The 16,285-nt window shown below is 64.9% G+C and carries 23 protein-coding genes; all 23 read left to right on the plus strand.

The features are described from left to right. The first annotated feature begins 554 nt into the window (after positions 1-554). The 23 genes from AB8717_RS20415 to AB8717_RS20525 all read left to right on the plus strand — a co-directional run bounded on the left by AB8717_RS20415 (position 555) and on the right by AB8717_RS20525 (position 15,987). Positions 555-1,289, plus strand: coding sequence for a flagellar hook-basal body protein (locus AB8717_RS20415; RefSeq protein WP_443751363.1), 735 nt, complete (start codon positions 555-557; stop codon positions 1,287-1,289). A 17-nt stretch (positions 1,290-1,306) separates the two neighbouring features. After that, a complete protein-coding gene (locus AB8717_RS20420; RefSeq protein WP_443751364.1) occupies positions 1,307-2,083 on the plus strand; it encodes a flagellar hook-basal body protein in 777 nt (258 codons plus the stop codon). A gap of 5 nt (positions 2,084-2,088) precedes the next feature. Then, on the plus strand, positions 2,089-2,514 hold the full coding sequence (locus tag AB8717_RS20425) for a hypothetical protein (protein WP_443751365.1): 426 nt from the start codon (positions 2,089-2,091) through the stop codon (positions 2,512-2,514). Continuing rightward, positions 2,511-3,089, plus strand: coding sequence for a flagellar basal body L-ring protein FlgH (locus AB8717_RS20430; RefSeq protein WP_443751366.1), 579 nt, complete (start codon positions 2,511-2,513; stop codon positions 3,087-3,089). The genes AB8717_RS20425 and AB8717_RS20430 overlap by 4 nt, the downstream gene beginning before the upstream one ends. After that, positions 3,074-4,195, plus strand: a complete 1,122-nt coding sequence (gene flgI, locus AB8717_RS20435; RefSeq protein WP_443751367.1) for a flagellar basal body P-ring protein FlgI — start codon at positions 3,074-3,076, stop codon at positions 4,193-4,195. The genes AB8717_RS20430 and flgI overlap by 16 nt, the downstream gene beginning before the upstream one ends. A gap of 18 nt (positions 4,196-4,213) precedes the next feature. Continuing rightward, positions 4,214-4,555 carry a flagellar basal body rod protein FlgB gene (locus tag AB8717_RS20440; RefSeq protein ID WP_443751368.1) on the plus strand — a complete coding sequence of 114 codons (342 nt, stop codon included), beginning with the start codon at positions 4,214-4,216 and terminating at the stop codon, positions 4,553-4,555. Positions 4,556-4,557: 2 nt separating this feature from the next. Next, positions 4,558-4,980, plus strand: coding sequence for a flagellar basal body rod protein FlgC (gene flgC, locus AB8717_RS20445; protein ID WP_443751369.1), 423 nt, complete (start codon positions 4,558-4,560; stop codon positions 4,978-4,980). Next, complete coding sequence (gene fliE / locus AB8717_RS20450; RefSeq protein ID WP_443751370.1) at positions 4,977-5,297, plus strand: flagellar hook-basal body complex protein FliE; 321 nt, start codon at positions 4,977-4,979, stop codon at positions 5,295-5,297. The genes flgC and fliE overlap by 4 nt, the downstream gene beginning before the upstream one ends. 3 nt (positions 5,298-5,300) lie before the next feature. After that, positions 5,301-6,578 carry a flagellar basal-body MS-ring/collar protein FliF gene (gene fliF / locus AB8717_RS20455; RefSeq protein WP_443751371.1) on the plus strand — a complete coding sequence of 426 codons (1,278 nt, stop codon included), beginning with the start codon at positions 5,301-5,303 and terminating at the stop codon, positions 6,576-6,578. Then, complete coding sequence (locus AB8717_RS20460) at positions 6,559-6,894, plus strand: hypothetical protein (protein WP_443751372.1); 336 nt, start codon at positions 6,559-6,561, stop codon at positions 6,892-6,894. The genes fliF and AB8717_RS20460 overlap by 20 nt, the downstream gene beginning before the upstream one ends. Further along, on the plus strand, positions 6,891-7,580 hold the full coding sequence (locus AB8717_RS20465) for a FliH/SctL family protein (protein ID WP_443751373.1): 690 nt from the start codon (positions 6,891-6,893) through the stop codon (positions 7,578-7,580). Before AB8717_RS20460 ends, AB8717_RS20465 begins: the two co-directional genes overlap by 4 nt. Continuing rightward, positions 7,577-8,896, plus strand: coding sequence for a FliI/YscN family ATPase (locus AB8717_RS20470; protein WP_443751374.1), 1,320 nt, complete (start codon positions 7,577-7,579; stop codon positions 8,894-8,896). Before AB8717_RS20465 ends, AB8717_RS20470 begins: the two co-directional genes overlap by 4 nt. A 1-nt stretch (position 8,897) precedes the next feature. Continuing rightward, on the plus strand, positions 8,898-9,353 hold the full coding sequence (locus tag AB8717_RS20475) for a hypothetical protein (protein WP_443751375.1): 456 nt from the start codon (positions 8,898-8,900) through the stop codon (positions 9,351-9,353). Continuing rightward, entirely contained in the window at positions 9,344-10,192 is an 849-nt protein-coding gene (locus AB8717_RS20480) for a hypothetical protein (protein WP_443751376.1), read from the plus strand. Before AB8717_RS20475 ends, AB8717_RS20480 begins: the two co-directional genes overlap by 10 nt. 12 nt (positions 10,193-10,204) lie before the next feature. Next, positions 10,205-10,603: a flagellar hook assembly protein FlgD gene (locus AB8717_RS20485; protein WP_443751377.1), complete on the plus strand. Its 399-nt coding sequence runs from the start codon at positions 10,205-10,207 to the stop codon at positions 10,601-10,603. Between the two features lie 11 nt (positions 10,604-10,614). Next, positions 10,615-11,814: a flagellar basal-body rod protein FlgF gene (flgF, locus tag AB8717_RS20490; RefSeq protein WP_443751378.1), complete on the plus strand. Its 1,200-nt coding sequence runs from the start codon at positions 10,615-10,617 to the stop codon at positions 11,812-11,814. Then, positions 11,811-12,593, plus strand: a complete 783-nt coding sequence (locus AB8717_RS20495) for a FliM/FliN family flagellar motor switch protein (protein ID WP_443751379.1) — start codon at positions 11,811-11,813, stop codon at positions 12,591-12,593. Before flgF ends, AB8717_RS20495 begins: the two co-directional genes overlap by 4 nt. Positions 12,594-12,674: 81 nt before the next feature. Further along, complete coding sequence (locus tag AB8717_RS20500) at positions 12,675-12,944, plus strand: FliM/FliN family flagellar motor switch protein (RefSeq protein WP_443751380.1); 270 nt, start codon at positions 12,675-12,677, stop codon at positions 12,942-12,944. A gap of 38 nt (positions 12,945-12,982) precedes the next feature. Then, positions 12,983-13,396, plus strand: coding sequence for a hypothetical protein (locus AB8717_RS20505; protein WP_443751381.1), 414 nt, complete (start codon positions 12,983-12,985; stop codon positions 13,394-13,396). Continuing rightward, positions 13,393-14,247: a flagellar type III secretion system pore protein FliP gene (gene fliP, locus AB8717_RS20510; RefSeq protein ID WP_443751382.1), complete on the plus strand. Its 855-nt coding sequence runs from the start codon at positions 13,393-13,395 to the stop codon at positions 14,245-14,247. Before AB8717_RS20505 ends, fliP begins: the two co-directional genes overlap by 4 nt. Next, positions 14,231-15,043 carry a sigma-70 family RNA polymerase sigma factor gene (locus AB8717_RS20515; protein WP_443751383.1) on the plus strand — a complete coding sequence of 271 codons (813 nt, stop codon included), beginning with the start codon at positions 14,231-14,233 and terminating at the stop codon, positions 15,041-15,043. The genes fliP and AB8717_RS20515 overlap by 17 nt, the downstream gene beginning before the upstream one ends. Next, positions 15,033-15,614 (plus strand): tetratricopeptide repeat protein, encoded by a 582-nt coding sequence (locus tag AB8717_RS20520; protein ID WP_443751384.1) that lies wholly within the window; start codon positions 15,033-15,035, stop codon positions 15,612-15,614. The genes AB8717_RS20515 and AB8717_RS20520 overlap by 11 nt, the downstream gene beginning before the upstream one ends. 34 nt (positions 15,615-15,648) lie before the next feature. Further along, complete coding sequence (locus AB8717_RS20525) at positions 15,649-15,987, plus strand: hypothetical protein (protein WP_443751385.1); 339 nt, start codon at positions 15,649-15,651, stop codon at positions 15,985-15,987. Positions 15,988-16,285 lie beyond the last annotated feature (298 nt).

Raw genomic sequence — 16,285 nt, forward strand, 5'->3', positions numbered from 1 at the left:
TTTTCTACGAATGTGGAATTTGTGGCGATTCAGTTCCTTCAATGCCCGAGAATGCGGCCGCCTGCTCTTGCAGAAACATAGTCGTTGACGCTGATGCTGGCCGCGTTTCGGTGAAGGACAAGGGCAAATTCAAAGCGTACCGGGAATCATGATGAGGCTTCAGGGGGCAACATCAGCGCTTGTCCGTCTGGTCTTGTTCGTCCGCTGTGGCGGGGTTGAAGTGACGCGGGTTGGAACATGGGCGTGACACAGCGGGGAACGGATGGGAGCGTGTTTTCGGAACAGGGTGACAGGTGCACTATTCCTGTCGGAATTTCGGTGAAGCAATATCAATTGCGAATTATGGCAGATCGTCAGAACGAAAGCTGTATCCGCACATCCGACCACCCAAGGCTTCTGCAACAACAGGATGGGCAAGATCATGCTTTCGCGCGGTGCGGTATCCACTTAATATCCCATAATTTGAAATTATGACATATTGACGTTATCATATTTCAGGGGGCTTGCCTGATCGCCCAAAGTGTGGCTTCTCTTCCGTTAGGGGAGGAGTTCCAGTGGGGGCATTTCTGGAAAGTGTCGGCGATATCCTGTCGCGCGTCGAGAGACGCGTGGAGGTTGCCGCGCAAAACATTTCTAATTCCGCGACGCCGGGTTACAAGCGCGAGATCAGCTTCGAAAGCCTGGTCGGTGCGCCGAATATCGACGCGTTGACGGGCGAATCAGGCGCCGCGGCAGGCTTGGCGCAAGCGCCTTCGCTGAGCATCGACCTGGCCTCAGGACAGTTGCAAGATACAGGCAATCCTTCCGATCTGGCCGTTTCGGGCACGGGTTTCTTCACCGTCCGCACACCGGGCGGAGAGACGCTCTATACGCGCCAGGGGCAGTTCCGGCGCGACGACGAAGGGCATCTGGTCACGGCGCAGGGTGCCATCCTGCAGCAGCATGGCAGTGGCGACCTGGTGCTGAAAGCCGGCGATTTCAAGGTGTTGGACGACGGCACCGTCGTGCAGTCGGGCGAACCGGTCGGCCGAATCGGCGTCGTCGATTTCGCAGATGCGAAGGCGGTGCGGCTGAGCGAGGACGGGCTCTATTCGGCGCCGGACGCGACGGTCGCCGCGCTCGATACGGCATCGGTCCGCCAGGGTGCGCTTGAGACGTCGAATGTCGGACTCGGCGCGGAAATGATGACCATCATGGCGGCGCTGCGTCAGGCGCAGTCCGGCCAGCATCTCATGAACACATATGACGATCTGATGGGCAGAGCCATCACGACGTTCGGACAGGGGTAAGGGTAGGGGGGAAGTCAGTGAACGGAGTATTTTATATCGGCGCCACTGGGCTCGATACCCAGCAGCGCGCGCTGGATATTGTCGCCAACAATATCGCCAATCTGAATACACGGGCCTTCAAGCAAAGCCATCCGCAGTTTTCGCAGATGGTGGCGCCGGTGGCATTGCCGGCCGACGGCCACGAGACATCGGCGGCGGACGCGCAGGCGGCTATGCTGGGCGTGAAGCTCGACGGTGCGCCGGTGGATTTCACCCAGGGCCAACTGAATGCCACCGGAGCGCCGCTCGACCTGGCGATCAACGGCTCGGGATTTATCGAACTGATGGGGCCGGGCGGCCAGACCATGCTGTGGCGCGGTGGCGGCTTGATGGTCAACCCCGACGGGTATCTCGCCGCCTCGAACGGTATGCCGCTGCAGGCCATGATCTCGGTGCCGCACGACGCCTCCGCTCTGACCATCTCGGCTGACGGCAAGGTTACGGCGACCGTGGACGGTTCCGCGCAGCCGGTCAGCCTGGGGCAGATCGAGCTGTCGCAGGACAACGATCCCTCGACCCTGACGGCGATCGGGGGCGGCCTCTATGTGCCGCAGTCGGACGCCGACATCGTGCGCGCCGCGCCTGGGACCGAGGGCGCCGGTGTGCTGGCCCAGGGGTTTTCCGAAGCGTCTAACGTCGACCTGTCGCGTGAAATGGTGACCCTGTTGCTGATGCAGCGCACCTATTCGGCCAACGCTCAGGTCGTCCAGGCCGGCGACCAACTGATGGGCATCGACAACGAGCTGAAGAGATAAGCACGATGTCGGCCGCCGGGATTTTCATCGCCATAGCTGCATCCGCCGTCCTGCCCTCCGCGCAGGCGGCAGATACCTGCCTGCGCGCCACCCGTGCGCTGGCGGTCGGCGCTGTGCCGGGGGTTTCGGACTTTACGGCGGTCGCCTGCGACGGCACGAAATCCGCGCCGGCCGTGCGCTACGACGCAGCCATGCGCGCCGCCCGGATGACCCGCGCCCTGCAGCCCGGCGACGTGATCGCGGCGATCCCGGCATCGATGATGGCGGGCATCTCGCCTGGCCAGAAGCTGTTCGTCCAGGTTCATGTCGGGCCTGTCGTAGTGCAGCGGGAAGTTGAAGCGTTGCAGCCGGCCAGCCCCGGCCAGAAGCTGTTCGTCCGCGCCGCCGACGGCACGGTGATGAGCGTGCGCTTTACAGGAGATGCGGGATGAACGGTGCCTGCCGTAACAAAGCCGTTGCGATCGCCATGATCCTGGGGCTGGCCGCATCCGTCCCGTGCCGGGTGCTGGCTGAAGACCTGTACGCCCATGGCGGGACCTGGCCCGCCCTGGCGTCGGATCGCGCGGCGGAAGCGGTCGGCGACAGCCTGACCGTCCTCATCCAGGAAGTGTCGCAGGCGTCCGGTACCAGCCACAATACGCGTGAGAGCGGCGCCGGCCTGTCGGGTCAGGTGTCCGGCCTGAAACATGCCGGGCATCTCGACGCATCGGGCGACTACAACTATTCCACCAACGGACAGAACGGCCGGTCGGATCAACTGGTCGCGCGCATCAGCGTCGTCGTCGACGGCGTGCTGCCCAACGGCGACCTGCACGTCACGGGCGACCAGCTGATCGACCTCAACGGCGAAAAGACCCGCATCCACCTGACCGGCCGCGTGCGTCGCGCCGACATCAGCAACACCAATACCGTCTATTCCAGCGCGCTGGCCGACGCCTCCATCGTCTATGGCGGGCCCGGGCCTGGCGAAAAGAAACCCGGTCTGTTTTCATGGTGGCACAGGTGACAGTCGCGGCGCGCATCGGTCTGATTGCCTGTCTTTTGTCCGTCCTGGCCGCGCCGGCCTGGGCTGATACCGTCCGCGTCAAGGACCTGGGAAGGTTCCTTGGCTGGCGCGAAAACGCGCTGGTGGGCTACGGCATTGTCACGGGCCTTGCCGGATCCGGCGATTCTCCGGCCAGCGCCGTGACGCGCGATGCGGTGAAGAACGTGCTGAGCCGCATGGGCGCCAACATATCGCCCGACGAGGTGCACAGCCGCAACGTCGCCGTGGTCATGGTCACGGCCGTCCTGCCGCCGTCGGCGCACATGGGCGACCGGATCGACGCCACGGTGTCGTCGGTCGGCGATGCGCGCAGCCTGGTGGGCGGCACGCTCCTGATGACGCCCCTGATGGGCCCGGACCAGCAGACCTATGCCCTGGCGCAGGGCACGCTGGTGGTCGGCGGCTACCGCTTCGACGCCCAACAGAACCGTCAGCAGAAGAACTATCCGACGTCGGGCGTGCTTGCCGGCGGCGCGACGATCGAAACGCCGGCCTCGTCCAGCCTGGTCAACCGCGACGGCGAATTGACCTTCGTGCTGCAGGACGCCGACGCGACCACGGCCGAACGCATCAAGGACGGCATCAATACCAGCTTCGGCCGGCGGGTGGCGCGCGTGACTGACGCGGCGACCGTCACCATCGACGCCCGCAACGTCGGCAGCGACACCTATGCCTTCGTATCGCAGATCGAGAACGTGTCGGTCACGCCGGATGCGCGCGCCGTCATCGTGGTCAACGAGCGCGCCGGCACTGTCGTCGCCGGCGGCGGCGTGCAGATTTCGAGCGTCGTGGTGTCGCAGGGCGATATCAAGGTCTCGGTCAGCCAGGACAACGACGCCGGGCAACCCTACACAAGCGAATACGGCTATGGCCGCGGCCTGTATGTCGCCAGCAAGAAGATCGAAACCACGCAAGGCCAGGACGCCGTGGTCCGGCTGCCCAACACCACGGTCGCGGACCTAGTGCAGGCGCTGACCCAGGCGCACGTCGACACGCGCGGCATCATTTCCATTCTTCAATCGATCAAGGCCGCGGGGGCGCTGCATGCCGACATCGTCGTTCAATAATCACAGGGGAGGGGCCTCATGTCGGGTCTGACAGCGGTCATGGCGCTGAAGGCGCTGGACGGACTGACCGAACGCGCGGCGGTCACGTCCGAAAACATCGCCAATGCCAACACACCGGGGTACCGGCCGTTGAAGGTGTCGTTCGAGGACAGCCTGGGCGCCGCCAGCGAGCGCGGAGCCGGCGCAGTCAATGCCGTGCAGGTCAAGGTCGAGCGCGACACCGATGCCGCCGAGGCTTCGGGCGTCCGCCTGGACCTGCAGATGGCGACGGCTTCGATGACCACGGCGCGCTACGCCGCCCTGATCCAGATTTTGACGCTGCAGATGCAGCAAACGCGTACAGCCTTGGGGACCAGCTGATCATGAAAGCCATGGAAATCAGCCTGAGCGGCCTGGATGTCGAATGGCGGCGCCTCGAGGTGATCGCCGACAACCTGGCCAACGTGAACACGGTGAAGACGCCGGACGGCGGACCCTACCGGGCCATGCGTCTGGTGTCGGGCCCGAAGACGTCGTTCCAGGGGCATCTTGGCAGCAACCCGGCCAGTCTCGACGGCGTCGCCGTCTACGGCGTCGAGCCCGTCGATACGCCACCGCGCAAGGTGCACGAACCCGGCAATCCGATGGCCGACGCCGACGGCAATGTCTCCTATCCCGACATCAACCACTCGGCCGAGATGGTGCTGATGGTCAAGACTTCGCGCGCCTATGAGGCCAACCTGGTCGCCATGAACGCGGCGCGAACCATGTACGTCAAGGCTCTGGACATGGGACGCTCGTCATGAGCACCAACCCGTTAGCCGCCATCGGCGCGGTCACCGCCACCGACGCTACCGACGCCCTGATGCCGTCGCCGGCCCAGGCGCCGTCGTCGGTACATGGCCCATCCTTCGTCCAGATGATCTCCGATGGGGTCGACCGTGTCGGCCACCAGTCCGCCGAAGCCGACTCGCTGGTGAAGTCCTTTATCGTCAACGATTCGGTGCCGCCGCACCGGGTCATCTACGCCCTGGAACAGGCGCAGCTGTCGCTGCAGCTGATGCTCCAGGTGCGCAACCGGGTGGTCGAAGGCTACCAGGAAATCATGCGGATGCAGCTGTAATCCATGAGTATCTTCGTTCAGGTCCGTTCCATGTCGCGTGAGCGCCAGATCCTTCTGGCGGTAGGCGGGCTTGTCATCGTCGGCTTCGTGGCGGCCGCGCTCTATTTTGTGTTCCTGCGGCAGCCGGACGCGGTCCTGTTTTCGAACCTGCGGTCCATGGACGCGGCGACCATCGTGGCGGACCTCGATAAGAAGAAGGTGCCCTATCACCTGGCCGACGGCGGGACGACCATTCTGGTGCCCAAGGATAAGGTCGACGCCACGCGCCTCGGCATCCTGTCCGAGGACCTGCCGCTGAAGGGCACGGTCGGCTTCGAACTCTTCAACAAGTCCGACATCGGGCTGACCGAATTCGCCCAGAAGATCAATTACCAGCGTGCCCTGCAGGGCGAACTGGCGCGCACCATCATGGCCATGGATGGGATCGATACGGCCCGGGTGCACCTGTCGCTGCCTGACCCGACCGTCTTCCAGGACGACAAGCGCCCGCCCAAGGCCTCGATCGCCCTGACCATGAAGCCCGGCAGGCCGGTTTCACCCGGCGCGATCCGTGGGATCCAGCGTCTGGTCGCAGCTGCCGTGTCCGACCTCGACGTGTCCAATGTCGTGGTGCTGGACGGTGAAGGCCAGGTCGTCAGTTCGGAAACGGTCGCAGTGGACACGCCGCTGGATGCGCCGGCATCGGAAGCGCCCGCCCAGCACGCCGCCGAAGTCTATTATACCGACAAGGTGCGCCAGGCGCTTTCCGCAACCTACCCCGACCACGATTTCGCGGTGAAGGTGACCGCGCGGCCGGCCGACGGCACGTCGGGCGGCGGCGAAGGCGCCTTTGCCGGCTGGACGCCGGAACTGCGCAAGTTCCCGCTGGCGGTCTCGGTCGGGGATGCGGCCGCCCGGGACGCCGACAGCATGCGCAATATCCGCATCGCCGCGGCGTCGGCGATCAGCGAAAATCCCGATCTCGGCGACCAGATTTCCGTGACCACGCAAGGGCCGGCCGCTCCGGCCGCCGCAGGGGATTACGGCGTTACGGCGGCCTATACGGGCGGGCATACCGTCAGGACGGTCGTCGCGCCGTCGCAGCCGTCGCCGTTCCCCTGGCCGGCCTTCTGGATTTCGGCGGCCGTCGCGGTCGCCATCGGCGGTGTCGCCGCTTTCGCTCAGATCCGCCGGGGCGGGCGCCAGCCGCGCAAGCTTACCGAAGCCGAGCGCCGGGAGTTTGCCAATCGTTTCCAGGCCTTGCTGGAGGAGGGAGAGGGCGATGCCGCCGGTCCACTCTGAAAAGGCCCTGCGCAAGCTGGTAATCGAGCTGGCAACGGCGACTACGGAAGATATCGCCGCGGTGCTGGCGATGCTTGAGCCCCGTCAGGCGGCCATGATGCGCGCTCTGCTGGCTGCCTATACCGATGTCGGCGACATTTTCGAACTGGAGGCAGTCCCTCAGGTTGCGCGGACATCGGGGCTTTCCGACTGGCTGGCGGCACGCACCTTGGGACAGCAACCCATGGATGGCGCCGACTATACCATCACGCCGAAGACGGCGGAGACCTTGCGCGCGCTTGCGGCGTCACTGCCTGTTGACGGAGCGCACGCATGAGCCGGGTTGTGAAAAAGGATGGCGCCGCGCTGGTGTCGGCCTGGACCGGGGCACCTGTTGTGCCGGGCGATACGCCGGCCAAGGCCGTCGATCCGGAACTTCTGAAGCTGCGCGCCGAACACGAGGCGCTCAAAAAGCAGTTGGAGGCGCAGGAAGCCCGCTTCGCCGAAGTTCGGGCCGAAGCGGACGAAGCTTTCCGCAAGGGCGAGGCCAAGGGGCGGGACGCGGGACTTCGCGAGGCCGAAGACCAGGGCGAGAAGCGGCTGGCCCGGCTGGAGGCCGGTATCGCCCAGGCGCAGGCTGTCTTTGCGGAAGCCCTGGGCGGCCTGGAAAGCCTGGCGCCGGTGCTGGCGCACGAGGCGCTTGCCAATATTCTCGGCGGAGCCGACGAGCGGCCGCACCTGGTTGCCGCGATCGTACGCCATCAGGTTCAGGCTCTTGAGGCCCGCGCGGTGCTGCATATCGAGGTTTCTGCGGCGGATTTCCCGGACGACGAGGCCCTGGCGGCGCTGGAACGCACTCTGGGCTCTCTCGGTCCGGCCGTCCACGCCTCGGTGGCGCGGAAAAGCGGCGAATGCCGGATCAAGCTCAAGCTGGGCACGCTGGACGTCGGGCTCGACCGGCAGTGGGCTGAGCTCGGGGCGCTGCTCCGCGATATGACCGAAGGGGGGACAGGCGCATCATGACCGAACATCCTTTCCTGGGGCGTATCCGTTCGGCGGATTTGGTGGCGCGTACCGGCCAGGTGCAGCGCATCCTGCCGACCTTTATCGAGGCCGACGGCCCGAATGTGCCCTTGGGCACCCTGTGCCGGGTCGAGACATCGCTTCACGACGCCCAGCCAATCCTGGCCGAGGTGGTCAGCGTCAATCCCGGTTCGGTCGTGCTGGTGCCGTTTGAGGACGACGTCCGCACCTTCGCCGGCGCCCTGGTCGAAGCCTGCCGTGAAGCCGATCTTGCGCCGGTGGGTGATGGACTTCTGGGCCGGGCCGTCGACGCACTCGGCCGGCCGATCGACGGAAAGGGCGCGATCCGGGGACGCGACCTTGCGCCGCTGACACGTGCGGCCACCGCACCGCTCGACCGGGCGCCGCCGAAGCGGGTTTTCGAGACCGGCGTCCGCGCCATCGATGCCTTCCTGACATTGGGCGAGGGGCAGCGCGTCGGCGTCTTTGCCGCCAGCGGCGTCGGCAAGACCAGCCTGATGACGCAACTGGCGTGTCAGGCGCGGGCCGATCGCGTCGTCATCTGCCTGGTGGGCGAGCGTGGCCGCGAGGTCGAGGCCCTGTGGTCCGAGGCGCTCCCGGCCGAGGCGCGCAACAAGACGGCGCTGGTCGCCGCCACGTCGGACCAGGCTGCCGCCATGCGCGTCCGCGCCGGCGACTACGCGCTGGCGATCGCCGAGCACTGGTGCCGGCAGGGGCACCATGTCCTGCTGCTGCTCGATTCCGTGACGCGCTTGGCCATGGCGATGCGCGAGACCGGCCTGGCCGCCGGCGAGCCGCCGACGCTCAGGGCCTACACCCCCAGCGTTTTCGCGGCGATTCCCAAGCTGGTCGAGCGCTGCGGCGCGCTGAAATCCGGCGGCGCCATCACCAGCATCATGACCGTGCTCAGCGAAACCGACGACATCGACGATCCGATTTCGGAAATGCTCAAGTCGCTGCTCGACGGCCATATCCTGCTGTCGCGGCCGCTGGCCGAGCGCGGGCATTTCCCGGCGATCGACGTGCCGCGCAGCATCAGCCGCGTATCGCGGGACCTGATGAGCCCCCAGCATCGCGAAGACGCCCAGACCGGCGTTGCCCTGCTCAGCACATACGAATCCTCGCGCACCCTGATCGAAAGCGGCGTCTATGTCGCCGGTGCCAGCCCGGAGATCGACCGGGCTATCGAACGCCGGCCCGCCCTGATGAAATACCTGAAGCAATCGTCTTCGGAACATTCGCCGCTTGGCCGGACGACCGATGCGCTGAAGACCGTGATAGAGGGGCGCGCATAGGATGAAACGCGACGCCCGCATCGGCAAGTTGAAGGCCATCGGACAGATCTGCGACGCCCAGCGCCAGCGCGCCGAGCTCGAGGTCGAGCGCATGAACGCCCGCCTCGAACGGCTCGGCCGGCAGCGCGAACAGGAAGGCCGGAACCTCCGGGCGCAGGAAGACGGCTGGAAGCGCGTCGTGACGGGCGGGTCGCTGCAACTGACGGCGTCGGCGGCCTGGGCGACGGAAATCCTGCGCACGCAATCGGCCATCGCGAACACTGAAAAGGACATGGGGGAGGTCCGGGCCATGCGCCAGGGCCTGTGCACCGTGCTGCAGACCCTGTCGGCCCGCGCCGACGCGGTGGATGAGCTGACCGCGCGCGCCGTCCGGCTCGACGCCAGACGGCGCGACGAAGCCGCCATGGACATACAGATGGGGCGAACGACATCGGGCTGGGGGGCGCCATGCGAATAGACACGACACAATTGCCGCAGGTGCTGGGGCTGGGGACGCCTGCGGGCCAACCCGGCCAGACCTTGCCGTTCAAGACCCTCTTTTCATCGCCGCAGGAAGGCGACGATGAAACCGGAACGAAGGCGGCGCCGGTGCTGTCGCAATACGTTTTCGGTTTCGACGCCCTGGGTATGTTCGGGTTGGGCGGTCCTGCGGGTTTCGGCTCGCCGTTGGCGCCGTCTGAAGGCCAGGGGGCTGCCCCCGAGGTTCCCGGTGTGGCGCCCGATGCGCCTCCGCCCCTTCCGTCCGTGGCACGGCAGGCGCCCGTGGCGCCGGTCTACGCGTCTGTGTCCTCCGCTGCCTTTTCGGCCGCGCCCGCCGCGGAGTCCGCCGTCGCGGAGCCGGCCGTGACCGACCCGGCGGTCCGGCTCCCGGCAGCCGCCGTGCCATCCGCCCGGCCTCCCGGCGCGTCTGCGCGCACCTTTGTGATGCAGGCGTGGCCCGTGGGGGCGCTTCAGGCGCCGGTCGTGGCCGACATGCCCGTCATGGCTTCGGCGGCGCGTCCGGCCTTTTCCGTTATCCGCACGGGCGATGCGGCGAAAGACGTCACGGCGCCCCGCAAGGCGCAGGCGCCTTTCCGCTTCGAGCCTGAGACGGAAGCCGCTTCCGGCCATGTGAGCATCACCGTGTCGGAAGGCGACGAGCAGTTGCACATCGTCGCGGCGGCGCCCGGCCTGAGCGAAAGCGACCGGCAGACATTGAAAACCGTGGCCGACGAAGCCGCGTCCGAGGCCGGCCTTCCCCTTGGCGAGCTGCGCCTGAACGGCGCCGTCATCCGCCACCTTTCCAAGACCCGATAACCGGAGATCCCCATGGCCGTTTCAGCCGTAAGCGCGACATCGAGTGACAGTGCATCGGGCCTCGACTTCAAGTCGCTGATGCAGATCATCTTGCAGCAACTGACCTATCAGGATCCGCTGAAGCCGATGGACAACTTCCAGTTCGTTTCCCAGATGGCGCAGTTTTCCGAGCTCCAGCAGATCCAGAGCCTGAATACGTCGATTTCCACCCTCCTGGACACGCAATCGTCGCTCCAGGCGACCGGTTTGCTGGGCAAGACGGTTGACTTCACCACGACCGGGTCGACCAACGCCATCGGCACGGTCAAGTCCGTGACCTTCGCCAGTGGAAAGCCTTCACTTACCATCGCGACCTCCGACGGCCAGACCGTCGCGAACGTCGAACTGTCCGCCATCACGCAAGTTCAATAAGGACCAGAAGAATGCTTGGATCGATATACATCGGGCTTAGTGGCATGCAGGCCTATTCGCAGGGCATGAAGACGATCAGCAACAACGTCGCCAACCTGGACACCCTGGGGTACAAGGCCTCGACCTTGTCGTTCAGCGACGTCTTCAGCGACCCCAATGGCAGCCTGGGCTATACGGACTCGCAGTCGGGCGGCTCGAACGGCGCGGGGGTACGCTACAACAAGGAAACCATCGATTTCACGCCGGGCACCTTGCAACAGACAGGCGGTGCGCTGGACCTGGCGATCGACGGCAACGGCTTCCTGGTCGTGCAGGATGAACATGGCGACACCTTCTACGCCAAGACCGGGCAGTTCTCGGTGGATTCCAAAGGCTATGTCGTAGACCAGGCGGGCAGCCGTCTGATGACACTGGGTGCCTCGAACCAGCCCGAAGTCGTCAACGTCACCAACCAGAAGACCTTTGCGCCGGTCGCGACCAAGACGATCACCTTCGCCCAGAACCTGTCGTCGTCCGCCACCACGGGTGACGTGCCCAATATTAGGGTCTACGATTCCAACGGCGTCGCCCATACCTGGGATGTCAGCCTGGCCAAGGACACGACCGGCACGTCGACCGGCACCAGCGTGAACTGGACAGCCACCATCAAGGACGAAACCGGTGCGACACTCGGGACAGGCACTGTGACCTTCACTGGCGGCGTCGCGGCCGCCGGATCGTCCATCACGATCAATGCAACGCCTACCGGGGCCGATGCCATGTCCGTCGCGCTCGATTTTTCCAGCGCGACCAGCTTCTCTGCCGGCACCACCAACACCTTGCAGGCGTCGAAGGTCGACGGGAACGCCGTCGGAACGCTCAGCAGCGTTACCGTCAATTCCCAGGGCCAGGTCGTCCTCAACTACTCGAATTCGCAGACGACGATCGTGGGCTCCGTGGCGCTGGCCACCTTCCAGGACCAACAGCAACTGGTCAGGGTCGGCAACGGCCTGTTCAGGAATGCCCCTAAGAACGCAGTGCACTACGCCACCAGCGGCACCGAAGGCACCGGATCGCTGCAAACCGGGCAGGTCGAAGCATCGAACGTCAACCTGACGGCGGAATTCGGCAACCTGATCCTCATTCAGCGCGGCTTTGACGCGTCGTCCCAGGTGGTCAGCGCGACCAACGATATGATCCAGCAACTGTTCGGCATGAGAGGTCACGGGTGACAGTAAACGTCCGCGACTGGCTTCCCTGGGGCGTACTTAGCCTGGAAGCCGTGCGTGAAACCCTTGAGCAGGCCGTTGCCCAATGGAGCGCGGAATGGTTCGTCGCGTCCGGCGTCGTCGTCGCCGGGGTGCGCGCGACCATGAGCGCTTCCCGGCCGGACGGCGACGGAACGGGTTGGCGCGTCTACCGGACGGTTGTCGCGGTCCGTGGCGGACGACCGGCCCTGTCGCGCCTGGTCAACCGGGCGCTCGACCTGCGTTCGGAGGCTGTCGATCCGACGCCCGCCGACCGGCGGCTTCTGGCCGGGCTTGAAGAGAAGATACTGGACGGCCTGGCCGAAACGCTCGAGCGCGCTATGGGCGTCGCAGGCCGTCCGAAGTTAGTAGCAGACAGGCCGGAAGATCCCCTGGATGACGACGGCGGTCTGCTGGTGAGCCTGGCCGAACCTTCGGGACGCGAAGTTCTCGTCGTGGCCATTCCGGCTGGCGTCGTCTTCGGTTACGCGAAAGCCGCCCTCGGGCGGCCAGCCGGTCCGAAGTGTCCGCTGCAGCCGATGGCCACCGCACTCGCGGATGTCCGGATTCCGTTCGAAGCCCGGATTGGAAAGGTCGAGCTGACCCTGTCCGAACTGAACGAACTGGCGGTTGGCGACGTGCTGGTGCTCGACCGCCCCCTCGACCAGGCCGTCGATATCGCCGGCCTCCTGTCTGACGATGTCTTCGCTAAGGCGGTTCTGACGACCGCCGAAGCCCGTCTCGCCCTTATGTTCAAAGCTTGAGTCCCGGATAGTGAAATGAATACTCGATCGGAAAACAGCACCGCCAAGGAAGCGGCCGCCAGCAAAGGGAAGGGGGAGGCAGTGTCCGCCCGATCGGACAGCCGTTCGGTCATTTCGACGGATTCGCCGATCTTCAAGGACGCGCGCGTGGTGCTCAATGCCGCGCTGGGCCAGGCCGAGCTGTCGGTGCAGGAGATACTGGCCCTCAAGGTCGGATCGATCGTCGAGCTGGATACGAGGCTGAACGGCACGGTTGATCTATGGCTGAACGGATCGCAGGTCGCGCGCGGAGAAATCGTTGCGGTCGACGGCAATTTCGGCGTCAGAATCGTCGAGATCGCGCACCTCTGATGCCGCCGTTCCGTCCGCGCCCCTGTCTCCGCAATGTCATGGTGGTCCTTGCGGGCGGCGCCATGGCCCTGCCGGCGCGCGCCCAGACCCTCGGTCTTGCGCCCAGTCACGACGTATCGCCATGGCGGATCGTGGGGGCGCTGCTGTTCTGCTGCGCCCTGGGCGCCGCCGGGGCCTTCGCCCTGCGCTACCGCATGCGGACCGGGGCCGGGCCCGCGCCCGCAAGGACGGCGCCGGACTGGCGTCGCCTGGTGGCGAACTTCCGGTTCGCAGCGCTGCCGGCGGCCGAGGCGCCGGGGCGCCTCAAGCTGGTCGAGACGGTCCGCCTCGGCTATCAGGTCGAGGTCAACCTGATGGAATGCGACGGCAAGACTCTGGTGATCGTCACCAGCCCGCACGGCGCGTTTGTTGCCGATCCCGACGCGCCCGGCAAGAGCGGGATCCCGTCATGAAATGGCTGTTGTACCCCCTGATGTTCGCCGGGCTGGTGCTGGCCGGAGTTTTTCCCCTGGCGGCTTCCGCCATGAACGCCATTCCAGTCACCGGATATCAGGCCACGGCCCTGGTCGACTCCAGCGCGAGTTCCGCCGCGGTCCCCGACGACGCCAAGCCGGCCGTGCGAAAGGCTGCGGCCGCCGCACCGCCTCCGGCGTCGGCGCCGGCCATCAATTCCACCGATACGACCCAGGCCGTGCGCACGGCCCTGGTGCTCGGCCTGCTGGCGCTTATCCCGGCCCTGGTTATCTGCATGACGCCCTTCCTGCGCATCGTCGTCGTCCTCTCCATGCTCAGGCACGCTTTCGGCATGCCTGAAACGCCACCCAATCAGGTGCTGGTCAGCCTGGCCCTGTTCCTCACCATGCTGATCATGTCGCCGGTCCTGGGAAAGGTGAACACGGACGGGCTACAGCCTTTCCTGAACGGCACGGCCTCGATGCAGGAGTCGCTCGATCACGGTAGCCAGCCCTTGCGCACCTTCATGCTGCGGCAGGTCCATGACCAGGACATCAAGGCTGTCTACGACATGTCGCGGCAACCGCTGCCGAGGAAGGCCGCCGATGTCGGGACCATGCAGCTGGCGTCCGCCTTCATGCTGAACGAGCTGCGGGTGTCGTTCAAGATCGGCTTTGTCATCCTGCTGCCGTTCGTTCTCATCGACCTTGTGGTGTCCAGCATTCTGCTGTCGCTTGGCATGATGATGGTGCCGCCGTCGACACTGTCGCTGCCGCTCAAGGTGCTCATGTTCGTGATGATCGACGGGTGGAGTCTTGTCTTAGAGGGGGTCGTTGGCAGCTTCCGATAACATCGCCGCAAGTCCGCAAGCCCTGCCGGAAGACTGGCCAGAGAACCGGCCAGAGAACCGGCCAGAGGACCAGGACGAGGGGGAAGCCGCTCTGTGGCGGGAATTCACCGCCAGCGGCTCCGCAGCCGCGCGCCGCAAGCTGTTCGATCTTCATCACACCTTCGCCCGTCAGATCGCGGCCAGGCACTTCCTTGACCGGAAAAGCGGCGATATAGAGTTTGCCGACCTGTGCCAGCTTGCCTATACGGGGCTGCTTGAGGCGCTCGACCGGTACGATCCGGAGCGTGGCGTGGGCTTTCGCCCCTTCGCCCGCCGGCGCATATCCGGCAGTATCCTTGACGGCCTTTCCCATATGAGCGAGTTGCGCGAGCAGCTGTCCTACCGCAGGCGGGTGAGGGCGGAGCGCCTGAAGTCCCTTACGGTCGAAAAGCCCGAAGTGCTCGAGGCTCCGGCGGCCATGGCCGCTCTTATCGAGATGGCGACCGGACTGGCGCTGGGCTTCATGCTGGAAGGCAGCGGACTCTATATGGACGAGGATGCCGCCGATACCCGCGCCTCACCGTACGACAGCCTGGCCTGGAAGCAGCTGATAGGGGCGCTCAAGGACGAGGTATCGAAACTGCCGCCTCAGCAGACCTTGGTGATAACATATCATTACTTGAATGGTCTCAGCTTCGATCAGATTTCCAAAATCATGGAATTGAGCAAGGGCCGAATTTCACAAATCCACAGATCTTCTCTCACAACCCTGCGGGAGAGGCTGTATAGCGGAGGGGGATTTATCTTTGAAAAATGACGATGTGCCGACCCGGAGCGATATGACACCCGCCGACCTTCTGGAACCCGTGCTGAGCCTGATGGAAAGCAACGGGGAGGCGGCGTTGTTACGCCTGGACGAACTGGTCCTCGACTACCCGAGCGATCCCAGGCTGCCCTTCATGCGGGGGTCGGTGCTGGCGGGACTGGAGCGCTACGACGAAGCGCGGGTCGCTATGCAGACGGCCGTCGACCTGGCACCGGACTTCGCCATTGCGCGTTTCCAGTTGGGATTTCTGATCCTGACGTCGGGCGACCCGACCGGCGCCCACGCCGTTCTGGCGCCGCTGCTGAACCTGCCGGCCGAACATCCCCTGCGCCTGTTCGTTGAAGGTCTGGGCGCCATGGTGGCGGGCCGGTTCGACGAGGCGGTCACGCGGCTCCAGGCCGGGATCGAACGGAACACTGAATTGCCCCCGCTGAACCGGAATATGGCGATTCTCATCCAGGAGATTCTCAACCGGCCGAGCGAACACGGGGGGCAGGAAGAAGTCGAGTCCGGTGCCCACTTCCTGTTGAAACAGTATAGCTTCAAAGATACCCGGCATTAAAGTTTCAGGCGGCCACTGCGCCCAGGTGTGAACAATGGATCCGATATCTCAGGTCGATCAGTTGGCGATGATTCTGCGCCAGCGCATACTGGACCATTCAAAGACCCGTTCCACGCGGCGCAAGGGGTCTGGCACGGAGGCAAAGTCCTCTTGGGTGGCCAGCCTGAAGGCGCTGGCCGCGACGGAAGCCGTCGACGACCACCAGCTGCGGCGCGCCCTGATCCAGAATATCCTGGCCGAGCAATTCGGTCATGGCCTGGTCAACGACACCAAGTTTCAACAAGTCGTCGAGCGCGTTGTGGACACCCTGGAAGCCGACGAAGCGGGGACTACCTTGATGGCGCGCTGCATCTTGGAACTCAGGAACGGATGATGTGAAACGTCACTTGGAGCGCCTCTCACGAAAATGCTGGAGGGCGCCATTTCTAACTGGTGGCTACAGCGCTTTCACGCCTAATATATCTTATGGGAAATCGAATGGCAGTTCTGGCTTACCCAGCGTTTGTAAGCGCACCGTAGGCAAACCAAATTCACGCCAGAAACGGCGTGGATTTGCGGCATTTGCAGCGTACATCGCCAGCAATTTTCACTGGAAAATTGCTGGCGAAATATTTTACTCGCGGCGTCGACCGACAGATCAAACGTGTTACTTCCGCGCGTCATGGGTCCGC

The organism is Asticcacaulis solisilvae (assembly GCF_052327315.1).
Classification (GTDB): Bacteria; Pseudomonadota; Alphaproteobacteria; order Caulobacterales; family Caulobacteraceae; genus Asticcacaulis; species Asticcacaulis solisilvae_B.

Coding starts and splice junctions, on each gene's coding strand:
- fliE (WP_443751370.1), top strand. CDS start 4,977: ATGAGCACCAACCCGTTAGCCGCCATCGGCGCGGTCACCGCCACCGAC.
- AB8717_RS20440 (WP_443751368.1), top strand. CDS start 4,214: ATGTCGGGTCTGACAGCGGTCATGGCGCTGAAGGCGCTGGACGGACTG.
- AB8717_RS20465 (WP_443751373.1), top strand. CDS start 6,891: ATGAGCCGGGTTGTGAAAAAGGATGGCGCCGCGCTGGTGTCGGCCTGG.
- fliP (WP_443751382.1), top strand. CDS start 13,393: ATGAAATGGCTGTTGTACCCCCTGATGTTCGCCGGGCTGGTGCTGGCC.
- flgI (WP_443751367.1), top strand. CDS start 3,074: ATGGTGGCACAGGTGACAGTCGCGGCGCGCATCGGTCTGATTGCCTGT.
- AB8717_RS20425 (WP_443751365.1), top strand. CDS start 2,089: ATGTCGGCCGCCGGGATTTTCATCGCCATAGCTGCATCCGCCGTCCTG.
- flgF (WP_443751378.1), top strand. CDS start 10,615: ATGCTTGGATCGATATACATCGGGCTTAGTGGCATGCAGGCCTATTCG.
- flgC (WP_443751369.1), top strand. CDS start 4,558: ATGAAAGCCATGGAAATCAGCCTGAGCGGCCTGGATGTCGAATGGCGG.
- AB8717_RS20525 (WP_443751385.1), top strand. CDS start 15,649: ATGGATCCGATATCTCAGGTCGATCAGTTGGCGATGATTCTGCGCCAG.
- AB8717_RS20485 (WP_443751377.1), top strand. CDS start 10,205: ATGGCCGTTTCAGCCGTAAGCGCGACATCGAGTGACAGTGCATCGGGC.
- AB8717_RS20505 (WP_443751381.1), top strand. CDS start 12,983: ATGGTGGTCCTTGCGGGCGGCGCCATGGCCCTGCCGGCGCGCGCCCAG.
- AB8717_RS20470 (WP_443751374.1), top strand. CDS start 7,577: ATGACCGAACATCCTTTCCTGGGGCGTATCCGTTCGGCGGATTTGGTG.
- AB8717_RS20480 (WP_443751376.1), top strand. CDS start 9,344: ATGCGAATAGACACGACACAATTGCCGCAGGTGCTGGGGCTGGGGACG.
- AB8717_RS20430 (WP_443751366.1), top strand. CDS start 2,511: ATGAACGGTGCCTGCCGTAACAAAGCCGTTGCGATCGCCATGATCCTG.
- AB8717_RS20460 (WP_443751372.1), top strand. CDS start 6,559: ATGCCGCCGGTCCACTCTGAAAAGGCCCTGCGCAAGCTGGTAATCGAG.
- AB8717_RS20475 (WP_443751375.1), top strand. CDS start 8,898: ATGAAACGCGACGCCCGCATCGGCAAGTTGAAGGCCATCGGACAGATC.
- fliF (WP_443751371.1), top strand. CDS start 5,301: ATGAGTATCTTCGTTCAGGTCCGTTCCATGTCGCGTGAGCGCCAGATC.